General features: G+C 60.4%; 9 protein-coding genes. 4 read left to right on the top strand and 5 right to left on the bottom strand.

The window, feature by feature from the left end:
- Positions 1-271 (bottom strand): hypothetical protein (locus GSQ94_RS06555; RefSeq protein WP_216843024.1); only part of this gene is annotated, 271 nt, incomplete at its 3' end.
- Between the two features lie 185 nt (positions 272-456).
- Between GSQ94_RS06555 and GSQ94_RS06550 the strand changes: the two genes are divergently transcribed.
- The 3 genes from GSQ94_RS06550 to GSQ94_RS06540 all read left to right on the top strand — a co-directional run bounded on the left by GSQ94_RS06550 (position 457) and on the right by GSQ94_RS06540 (position 3,679).
- A complete protein-coding gene (locus tag GSQ94_RS06550; protein WP_158942696.1) occupies positions 457-768 on the top strand; it encodes a hypothetical protein in 312 nt (103 codons plus the stop codon).
- 78 nt (positions 769-846) lie between these two features.
- A complete protein-coding gene (locus tag GSQ94_RS06545; RefSeq protein ID WP_158942694.1) occupies positions 847-2,046 on the top strand; it encodes a hypothetical protein in 1,200 nt (399 codons plus the stop codon).
- 118 nt (positions 2,047-2,164) lie between these two features.
- Positions 2,165-3,679, top strand: a complete 1,515-nt coding sequence (locus GSQ94_RS06540) for an aldehyde dehydrogenase family protein (RefSeq protein WP_254063697.1) — start codon at positions 2,165-2,167, stop codon at positions 3,677-3,679.
- An 81-nt stretch (positions 3,680-3,760) separates the two neighbouring features.
- On the opposite strand, the gene GSQ94_RS06535 is transcribed toward GSQ94_RS06540, so the two are convergent.
- Positions 3,761-5,281 (bottom strand): M20/M25/M40 family metallo-hydrolase, encoded by a 1,521-nt coding sequence (locus tag GSQ94_RS06535; protein ID WP_158942692.1) that lies wholly within the window; start codon positions 5,279-5,281, stop codon positions 3,761-3,763.
- 152 nt (positions 5,282-5,433) lie between these two features.
- On the opposite strand from GSQ94_RS06535, the gene GSQ94_RS06530 reads away from it, so the two are divergent.
- Entirely contained in the window at positions 5,434-7,191 is a 1,758-nt protein-coding gene (locus tag GSQ94_RS06530) for an alpha-amylase family glycosyl hydrolase (RefSeq protein ID WP_158942690.1), read from the top strand.
- On the opposite strand, the gene GSQ94_RS06525 is transcribed toward GSQ94_RS06530, so the two are convergent.
- The 3 genes from GSQ94_RS06525 to GSQ94_RS06515 all read right to left on the bottom strand — a co-directional run bounded on the left by GSQ94_RS06525 (position 7,188) and on the right by GSQ94_RS06515 (position 10,653).
- Positions 7,188-8,081 carry a DUF4097 family beta strand repeat-containing protein gene (locus GSQ94_RS06525; RefSeq protein ID WP_158942689.1) on the bottom strand — a complete coding sequence of 298 codons (894 nt, stop codon included), beginning with the start codon at positions 8,079-8,081 and terminating at the stop codon, positions 7,188-7,190. The two genes, GSQ94_RS06530 and GSQ94_RS06525, sit on opposite strands and share 4 nt — an antisense overlap.
- A gap of 152 nt (positions 8,082-8,233) precedes the next feature.
- Positions 8,234-9,418, bottom strand: coding sequence for a glycosyltransferase (locus GSQ94_RS06520; RefSeq protein ID WP_158942687.1), 1,185 nt, complete (start codon positions 9,416-9,418; stop codon positions 8,234-8,236).
- Between the two features lie 62 nt (positions 9,419-9,480).
- Positions 9,481-10,653 carry a hypothetical protein gene (locus GSQ94_RS06515; protein WP_254063696.1) on the bottom strand — a complete coding sequence of 391 codons (1,173 nt, stop codon included), beginning with the start codon at positions 10,651-10,653 and terminating at the stop codon, positions 9,481-9,483.
- Positions 10,654-10,841 lie beyond the last annotated feature (188 nt).

Here is a 10,841-nt window from a genome sequence, read left to right as displayed (position 1 = left end):
TAACGGGCTGACCGCCGGTGGGAAGGGCAAACTCTGCCGTGCTGAGGTTGGGATGCAGCACGGCGATCTTTCCGGCGCTGGTCTCGGCGTACCAGATACTGCCGTCGCCGGCGATATCCACACCTTGTGGAAGGCTGACGGGCGAGGGGGTGGGGATCTCTGTGATGCTGGCGGGAAGGGTCGTGGCCGGGGTGGAGCTTTGGGCCTGAAGGAGGAGCGGAACCGCGCCATACAGAGCGAGGGTTGCGACGAGAGGAACGATACGTTTCACTGGGGTCTCCTTGGAATCATCAGATACAGACAACGGGACAAACCCAGGAGGTGGAAGTGTTGGCATCGAAACGACATCGAAGCCAACGAACCGGCTCTCCGCCTCTATGCGTTGCTTCGTTTTCATACACGAATGCAGCTATCGGCAGAGCATAGCGTCACTCAAGCTACCACACCAGATTGCGGATGTCGTTTCAAAAGAGTTTGAAAAGTGCACGCTCCCGCTCTAAAGTAATAGCCGGATCTGCACAGACTGATGGACTCCTCTCAAATCGCCGGCAAATCCATCGCACCCCCCAGGCCGAAGACCATGTCTTCGAAGACCAGCACGGCGGACTCCAGATCGCGAAGCTCCAGCCCATCCAGCCCGGACAGTTCATCGCTGGTCTTCGGGCTGAGATCATCGCCGCCGTAGACCCCACCGCAAATCCAGCGCCTACTCGGATGGGAAGGCCGGGAATGGAAGGTGCCGGAATGCCACCTTCGCCGCGATCCTGACCTCGCGAAGATGCCAAATCCACATCTCTTCGAATAAACTCTTCGCTGTAGAGTGGTGACACCGAGGTCTCAGTGACCGTGGACGAAAGACTATCGCAAACTATCCCGAAGAGAGACGCACTGTCAGGTTCGAACCCCAAAAAGTTCGCCGCTATCGCTCTCCTGTTCATGCTCGCTGCGATCAGCAGCAATGCGCAATCGCAAATTGAAACAGCCCCGGCACAATCTCCAGCAACTGCAACTTCCTCAGCACCCACCCTTCACGTTTACACCAATCTCAAGCAGGTGCCGGTCCTCGTCCTCGCTCACGACTACGAGCGAATGAAGCCGATCGACACCTCGGGATTCCGTTTGAGCCTCGACTCCGGCCCACGGTTTCGCCCCACCTACGTTCGCCGCGAGGGCGATGACCCAATCTCCCTCGCAATCCTCATCGACGCAAGCAAACCCGATAACGAGCTGCTGCCGCCGCTCATCCAAGCCATCGCTGCACTCCCGCCCGACTTCCTCCATCCGCAGGATCGCGTATCGGTCTATGCCATTGATTGCGCCCTGATCCGCACGACCTACGACGCGGCGGCAAATCCGACTGTACTCGCTGATGGAGTTCGGAGAGCCATGATGCCATGGCAGATCCGTCAAACCCAAAACGCGGAGCTAAAGAAACAGAAGAAGGCCCCTCTACCACCCTGCAGGGTACGCCTGCCACTTTGGGACTCCATGGCAGATGTGCTCGACGACCTCGACCAACAGCCGGGCAGACGTGTACTCCTGGCCATCACTGATGGTGAAGATACCGGCAGCAGGAGCCTCTGGAAAGACGTCATGCTCCATGCACAGCTCCACTCCGAGGCTGTCTTTGGGCTTCTGCCAAACCCAACAATCATCGTGGAGAAATCCCACGAGACGTCGGAGATGTTTCCCTTCCATTCTCCCTTCCTCAACAACCACGAGGACAAGTTCGAACAGATATGCGTGAACAGCGGTGGAATCCAGTTACAGGCCAGCGAGCACACGACTATGTATCGGCTCAAGGAGTTCACGCAGATGCTCCGGGAGCGCTACATCCTCGAGTTCCCGCGTGCGACAACCGAAGAAGCAGGGATTCACACACTCGCGGTGACTTACAGAAAGAGGAACAATCTCTATATTGCGTCCGCCGGAATTTCGGTTCCAATTGCGAGCGAAGAAGAGCGAAGAGGCGCGAACACCATTCAACCTGACCCCTCGCGAGAGCCTACGGAAGGCGATCGGAAGGTGCTCAGCCCAAAGCATTGAGCCTGATCGTGATCGGACTAGCGCCAAAATCCTGTCTAGTCCCCCAACTGCGAGAGCGCGTCAACTTGCCACTCCTAACACTAACCATCTACGCTTACCTCGAGAACAAACAACACACATGATGACGATTCGACAAGAAGTAGAAGCTCTCCTCGCCGCGCTCGGCGTCCCCTCTTCTCTCACCACCAGCGGCGATCTGACTGTCCGGACTCCGATCACCGGCGAGATCATTGCGCAGGTCTCGACGATCACAGCCGAAGCGGCCAAGGCAGCCATCGCCAAGGCCCACGCTGCTTACCTCGAGTGGCGCAACGTCCCTGCGCCGAAGCGCGGGGAGCTCATCCGGCTGCTTGGCGAAGAGCTGCGGGCCAACATCGAGCCGCTTGGCCGCCTGGTCACCATCGAGTCCGGCAAGCTTCTCTCTGAAGGCCAGGGCGAGGTGCAGGAGATGATCGACATCTGTACCTTCGCTGCGGGCCTGTCCCGTCAGTTGGCAGGCCTCACCGTTCCCTCCGAACGCGCCAAGCACCGCATGATGGAGACCTGGCACTCGCTCGGCGTCGTCGGCGTGATCTCAGCCTTTAATTTTCCCGTGGCGGTGTGGAGCTGGAATGCTGCGCTGGCTCTGGTCTGCGGCGACGCTGTCGTCTGGAAGCCTAGCGAAAAGACACCGCTGACTGCGCTCGCGACCCAGGCCATCTTCGAACGCGCCGCAAAGAAGTTTGGAGCCATCCCCGCGGGGCTCGCGACTCTCCTGATCGGCGATGCCAAGGTTGGCGAACAGCTGGTCGACAGTCCGCTGATTCCGCTGGTCTCCGCTACCGGATCGACCGCGATGGGGCGCGCCGTTGCACCGAGGCTTGCAGCGCGCTTCGCCAAGGCGATCCTCGAGCTTGGCGGCAACAACGCCGCGATCGTCGCACCCTCCGCCGATCTCGACCTGACCCTGCGCGCCATCGCCTTCTCCGCGATGGGAACCGCTGGACAGCGCTGCACCACGCTGCGCCGGTTGATTGTCCACGAGAGCATCTATGACAAGTTCATCCCGCAGCTCAAGAAGGTCTACTCTTCTGTCGTCATTGGCGATCCAGGAGCGCAGGGCACCCTAGTCGGCCCGCTTATCGACGAGCGATCCTATAAGGCCATGCAGGGCGCGCTCGAAGAAGCACGCAGCGCCGGCGCTACCATCACCGGCGGGGAACGCATCGAGACTGCGGATGTTGAAGCGTTTTACGTTCGTCCCGCGCTGGTCGAAGTCTCTTCGCAGACCGAGACGGTCAAGCGCGAGACCTTCGCTCCCATTCTTTATGTCCTCAAGTACTCCGACTTTGCAGGCGCACTCGGTCTGCACAACGACGTGCCGCAGGGTCTTTCGTCTTCGATCTTCACGATGAACCTTCGCGAAGCTGAGCTCTTCCTCTCCGTTACCGGATCCGACTGCGGCATCGCTAACGTCAACATCGGCACCTCGGGTGCGGAGATCGGCGGAGCCTTCGGTGGCGAGAAGGAGACCGGAGGAGGGCGCGAGTCCGGCTCCGACGCGTGGAAGCAGTACATGCGGCGCGCCACCAATACCATCAACTACGGCACCGACCTGCCGCTGGCCCAGGGCGTGAGCTTCGACATCGCGTAGCTTTGCGCGGACGACAAACTTGCGTCGCACAAAGAAAAAGCGGCTACCGCTCTTCGCGATAGCCGCTTTCGTTTCTTCAAACTACTGCGCCGCCGACTTGTGTCCTGTCAGCCGACCATCCATATCGGCCAGCACAAAGGTGACAACCGACAGCATCGCCGCATTTTTGCGGAACTCCACGGGATCGACCTTATCCAGCGTATCCGCCTCGGTGTGGTGCCAGTCGAAGTAGTGCTGGTCGTCAGTCCGGGGAGCCAAAGCGGGCACACCGTCATCGGTCAGCGGCTCGATATCCGATCCGCCGCCACCCGGCAGCACCTTGTCCGCCCCGATCGGCGCCAGCAGCGAAGCGATATCCTGCAGGGCAGCGTACGACTGCTGCTGGTCAGGCGGCAACTTGCTGAGATCGAACGCGGCGGCACCGGGCCTCATGGAGCCGAACCCTCCAAAGCCCATGCCCAGCGGCTTCTCCGCACCTTCATCCATCTCGATGGCGGCCACCTGATCGCCGATCTTATCGCCAATGACTCTTCGATACTCCTTGCCGCCCGCTTCACCGTTCTCTTCGTTTACCCAGAAGACGAGCCGGATGGTCCGCTTCGGCTTGAGGCCCAGCTTGTGCAGCAGCGTCACCGCCTGATAGGCCGCCATGATTCCCGAACCGTCATCCTGCGCGCCCTGACCTACGTCCCACGAGTCGATGTGTCCGCCGATGGAGACTACCTGCTCCGGGTGTTCGGTGCCCACAATCTCGCCCATCACGTTCCCGGCTTGAACATCAGGTTCCATGTGCGCATCCATCTGCAGATGCGCCTTCACCGTCCCGTCCTTGCACAGCCGCTCGATCATCGCCGCATCCTCCACAGAGATCGCGGCCGCTGGAATCTTGGTCACCTTCGGGTCATAAAAGAGCGCGCCTGTGTGCGGCGTCTGCATGGCAAGCCCGGTCGCCGAGCGCACCAGAACTGCCACCGCACCCTTCGCCGCAGCCTTCGACGGCCCCAGCGCGCGATACATCACGTTCGCTCCATAGCCGTGCCAGCCTGGGTTGAAGACTACGATCTTCCCCTTCACCTGCTCCGGCGACATGGCATCGAATGCCGCGAAGCTTGGCGCAAAGATCACCTCCGCGGTAATCCCATCCTTCGGAGTGCCCACGCTCATGCCTAGACCAAGCATGTGCAGCGATTTCGTCATCGGGCCGGCTTCACCTTTGTAGAAGATCGCGCCGGACTCGTCGCCTCTGACCCAGTGGGGCACCATCACCGGCTGCACAGTCACGTTCTGCAGCCCGGCCTTGCGCATCAACTCCGCACCCCAGGTCACCGCCGTGTTCAAAGGCGCCGTGCCGCTCAGGCGCTTGCCGATGTGGTCGCACAGATACGTCAGCGCCACGTACCCATCGTCGTCGGTCTCAGAAGCCTGCAGGATTCGATCCGCGTCAGTCTTGTACTTCGTCGCCAGCGGCCCTGCAATCGCCGGCAGCGAGATGCGTTGCGACGAGCCGGTCGCACCCGAGGTACCTGGCGCACCCATCTGGGTCAATCCCGTCTGAACAAACAGCAGTGCAGACCCCACACCTAAAGCGGCAAGACCTCTCATGCGAATCTCCTTTTTTTCGGAACGGATGCTTTGACCATAAAACCTTGCGCCAGCAAATACAAGAAGATGCGTGATCGAGCCTGCAGAAGCGCGCACTGATGCACTCTTTCACAAGCCGCCGCGATCTCGCGTAGCATCTCAATCAAGAGCGCATGATCAACCATCACCGAACTCCCCGCCTCCTCTCTCTCTGCTTCGCCTGCATTCTCACCGCAGCCACTCCCTTCGCCACAACGCAGACGCTTGCCCGTCCCGGCTGGGTGGGTTCCGGCATCACCACTGATACGTGGTGGAAGCGCGCCGTGATCTACGAGGTCAATCCCATCGACTTCAGCCCTGCGGGCGATAGTCCCCTCCATGGCGTCGTCCACCGTCTCGACTACATCCACTCGCTTGGCACCGACGCGATCCTGCTCACTCACCTTCAACCCGATCCCACGCAGGCTCAGACGATCGCCCCGGCCTTAGGCACGCTCGATGACTTCGACGACCTGCTCCGCGAAGCCAGCAGCCGCCACCTCCATGTTCTGCTCGATCTCGATCCCGCTATCCCCGCGGCCGACCTTCCGAATGTGGCGCGCTTCTGGCTCAATCGCGGCATCGCCGGGTTTCACCTCTCCGGCAGTGGCGATACTGCCAACGCCCAGGCTGCAACTCTCCGCGCAACGACCACAAGCTACCTCGGTCAACGCATCCTCATTGCCGATGCAACCTCGGAGCCTGCGCCTACCCTGACCGCCGTGTCTCAACCCGTGGCAGTTGCGTCGACAGAGCCGGAGGCGGCAGCTCCTCCGTTGACGTCCGTTCAACCGCCGGTTCCTGTCCAGCCGCAGGCTGAGGCGCCCACCGCGCGCTTTCGCCATCACGCGCATGGCCGCTCCCGGCACCACTCCCGCACTCATGTCACAACTCCAGCAAACCCTCCAGCTAACGCAGCGACAGACGCTCAAGCCCCAGCGCAAACGACCACCTCACGATCTACGCCGACTCGCTCTCAGTCGACACACACCCAGGTACACACTGCGCTCGACACTCAGATGCCGCAACTTCTGCTCAACGACCGCATTGGTTCCATCACCACGTTGCACGCTGCGGCGATCCGGCCCGTCATTGAGAGTCTCCAGGCGGTTCAGCAGAGTGGCCATAGCGTCCCGCTGCTCGCCACCGACGGACCCTCCTTCCCCCGCAGCATGAGCCGCTACGCCGACGGGCAGCACGACCTGGCAATCGCCAAGATGCTCGCCACGCTCCTCTTCACTACTCGCGCCGAATCGCTCCTCTACTACGGCCAGGAGCTAGGCGTTCGCACGCCAGCTTCCACTGACGCAACCGCGGCCGCGCCTTTGATCCTGTGGAATGCGCCGCCACCTCCAAAGCCTGAGCCCGTCAGTGAGGCCTATGTTCCGTACAAGCCGCCCACCGCTGCGTCTGCCAACGAGAGCTACGTCCCCTATAAACCGCCCAGTGCTTCACCCCCCACTCCAGTAGCCGCACCCCTTGCGCCTACACCTGTTGCCACTTATGCGGCTGGCGCAACACCTAACGCTGCCGTGGAAGACGCTGACCCCGACTCGCTTTTGAACTGGTATCGCCAGCTCAGCACGATCCATCATGCCAACGCCACACTCGCCACTGGCACAACCCTCACCATCAATCGCGACGACCAGAACGTTCTTGTCCTCATCCGCAAACCCAAGGTCGTCACGCCCACGTCGCCGGTGATAGTGCTTCTGTTCAACCTCTCCGCGCAACCGGCCCAGCTCTCGCTGAAAGCAGATTTCACAAGCCTCGGAATGCGGGGCAGCTTCCTTCGCACTGTGCTGCGCTCGTACGAAGGCATAGGCACCATGCACCTCGAGGACATGACGCTGCCGCCCTACGGCGCCTACATCGGAGAGCTGCGCTACTAGATCGTCGTGATGCTGACATTTCCATCGGATGCGTGAATGTCGAACGGAACACCGCCTGCATTCATATGTCCGTGGAGATGATGACGGCCTGAGTCTCCACTGTTGTAGTGGTCCATCGTTAGCGGCAAGGTGCAGAGGAGATGTCCGTCGCCGGTGGTCACATCCATATCTGCGGAGAGAGTCTGCGGCAAACGGATGGTGATACGCCCATCGGAGGCCTTGATCCGCGATGCTCCGGTAAGCTGCGACCCGGGAGCGAGCGTGAAGTCGAGGTTGCCATCGCTGGTTTCAAGCTGAACCGCCGTGAACTGCCCATCGATCTTCATGCTCCCGTCGGAGCCTCGCGCATCTAGCGTACCCACTACGTTATGCACGCTGATCGCGCCATCCGAGGCGTTGAGGTGTACCTCGCCCTTGATGTTGTCGAGGCTCACCGCACCATCGCCTGCATGAACCTGCACTTTGCCGGTCAGATCCTGCGCGGAAAGATTTCCGTCCGCTACCGTAGCATCCAGATCGATCTTTCCCGGTATCTCTACGTTTACTTTGGTTCTTCGGCCTTCGTTCCATTGAATGCGAAAGTTGTGCGGCTTCTCTTTGAGTCTGAAGGTGACATGATCCCCTTCCTGATGCTCTTCGATGGTGTACTCGTTCAGGTTTCTGGTGGACTCCACATGGACTTTGATCTCTTTGCAGTCGCCACAGGAGCGGATCTCAAGCCCGCTGTCGCCGGTCTCTACCGTGAACGAGGTAGATCCGCCGTTCAGGGAATAGCTCTTCTGCCACTCGTGGTCGGAGCTCTGGGCAAACACTGAAAGAGTGGAAGTGGAGAGGAGAGCCGCCGCGATGGTGGCGGCGAAACCTATGGAGCGAAGGGCTATAGAGGACATAGAAATCTCCTGTCTGCAAAGTTGACGGAGAGAGTTACGCAAGGCTTCGTGCCCAGGTTCCCCGAAAACCGAAAATCTTCCAATTGCCGCGTGGAATAACCAGATCCACCAGCTAACCCGTTCCGGGGCCTCATGCGGCTCTAAGTCTTCCATTATTGTTCTGCGGGAGCCCTTCGCACCGCCGTCTCGTATCCTGCATAGACGCGGTCGAAGACCGCATCCCAGCTACAACCCAGAGCATACTCCCGCGCCCTCTGCCGCATCTCCCCCAGCCTCGCCCGGTTCCGCACCAGCTCCGCAACCGACGCTGCGAAGTGATCATCTTCCGTTACAAATCCGGTCTTGCCATCCTGCACGATGAACTTCGGTCCACCATCGGGGGTCACCACGGCAGGCACACCGCTCGCCAGCGCCTCCAGCACCACGTTGCCGAAGGTATCGGTATGCGAGGGGAACACCAGTACATCCATGTTGGAATAAGCCTGCGCCAGCGCGGCTCCACGCAACACCCCGGCGAACTCCGCACCCACCAGCTCCCTCCGCAGCGCGTCCTCGTCGCTTCCATGTCCAACGATCAAAAACTTCACGCCCTCCACTCCCATCGCCGCCAGCTCCCGCTGCACCCTCGTCAGCAGCGTCACATTCTTTTCAATCGAGAGCCGCCCCACATAGCCCAGCACTATCGTCGCATCGTCTGCCGCACGGGTCCGGTGCGCAGGTGAAAACCACTCCGTATCCACGCCGCGCTGCATCAGGTAGCAGGGCCTCTCCGTGGTCTGTTCCAGCATCCGGCAGAGCTCCTGATTCGGAGCGAACAAAACCTTCGCCAGCTGGTAAAAACGCGAGGTGGCCCACAGCGCCCCCGCCTCCACGCCACGCTCCGTCGTTGCGCCTGCATGTTCCGAGAGTTTTCCGGTCAGCCATCCCATTCTTCGCGCCGCATACTCATGCACGTTCGTATGCCACGAGGCCGCCAGCGGAATCCCCATCTCCCATGCGAAGTACGCGCCGAACATTCCCAGCTCACTCGGCCCTGTAATGTGAATGACGTCCGGGCGAAACCGTTCCAGCTCCCGCCGGATCGCGCCGCTATGCCGCCAGAAGAGCGTGTCGAACTCGAGATCCTTCTCCATCCGTACCGAAGTACGACTGCGCTCCAGCTCCAGCGTCCTCAGCTCCCCCACCTGTTCGAACGAGATCTCCCGCGTGCCTGCACGAACGCAAAGAAACGGCAGACCATGCCGCTGGGCGTACGCAACAAAGTTGCGGCTCGTATGCGCGACCCCATTTACCTCATGGAACGAGTCCGGAAAGTAGGCAACACGCGGCTCCCGCATCGCTCTAGACTACCCCTCGTCTGCTCTATCGCGAAGTGGCCAACGTGTAGCGCAGCGGACTACTAAGCATCCAGCTTGGCCAGCGCAGCCCGCATCTCCCCGGTGTCAGTCCACGCCATCCGCAGCCCGCTTGAGACCGGCCCGGCCCCCATCATCCGCACCATCACCAGCACAGCACGAAAGAACGCGGGAGCACGTCCCGTCGTCCACAGCCGTGTCATCGGCTGCATCACGCCCTCGGCATCAGGATGATAGACCCGCTCATCCCACAATCTTGAACCCTCTGGAAACTCCGGATAGTTTCTTATCGCATCCAGCGTGGACTGCAGGATCCTGTGCTTCCACGGCTCCGCATACTGCGGCATAAACAAGACATGGCTCTGACGCTCGCGCCTTACCTCGTGCACAAACTCGTTGAAGCTCTCGGCGTGCGTCAGGTTTACATTCGCGTTCGGCTCCACGCCATGCCGGTCGCCGCCGCTGATCACCAGCTGATTCCACTTGCCGGCCAGCGTCGAGGTCTCGCGGTTTTCTTTCCAGTCGCGCAGCCCATTCAGCTCCAGCGCATGAACGAACTGGCCGTTCACCGCCAGAAACTCGTTCACCAACACCTCGTGCTTCTCCTTGCCTACACGATAGAGATCCCACAGCGGATGGTTGAAGACGATTAACACTCCCGGCTGCTCATCGAGTTCCGCCAACATCTCCGTCAGCAGCTTCGGCGCTCTGGTTGCGACGGGCATGGCCGTGAACGCAGCCATCCGCTCCATCCACGCCGCCCCGGTCGCGCTCGGCAGGTTGTGTATCCCAAGATGAAATGCCGTTGCGCCAAAGGGTACCGTCCACTCCACTGAAACCGGAATGTGCCGTGACGAGGGCACGGATCGCAGCAGCATCGGTGCCTGGATGTCGTCGTGATCGGTAATCGAGACCAACCCCTGAATCTGCAGTTTGTCTTCGATCTGCCTCCGCTCCAGGTCAAATGCGAGACTAGGCGTCAATGGTGGCGTCCAGTAGGCCTTCGCATAGTCAGGGTCGATGCCCGTCAGTCGCCTGCTGCGCTGTTCGCCCCAACGCATAATCGGCTGCAAAAAGCTCCAGTCCTTCGACAGCTCCGAGATGAAATCCAGGGTCTCCTTCGACTGATTCGTGTGGCTGTGCAGCGACACGCCCGTAGCGAATCCCTTCGCCGCCTCCGGTTCCCGCCACAGATACGACACGCTCGACTGGCTCATTCGCTAACCCCCAGGGCTCTCAGGTTCTCAGGCTGCTTACGAGTGCAGTGTCCACACCTTGTGTGACGAGGATGTGACTGCACTAACAATGCAGCTTCAAAATCCCTAAACCCCGTATCTACAATGATTCCCCAAAGGTTGTAGCCCTTGAAATCCGCTCAGATCTTGACCCGAAACAGCTGCTCCCG

This window comes from Granulicella sp. S190 (genome assembly GCF_009766095.1).
GTDB lineage: Bacteria > Acidobacteriota > Terriglobia > Terriglobales > Acidobacteriaceae > Edaphobacter.
The sequence above is the reverse complement of the archived record's forward strand: the minus strand, read 5'-3'. Positions and strand labels throughout refer to the sequence as shown.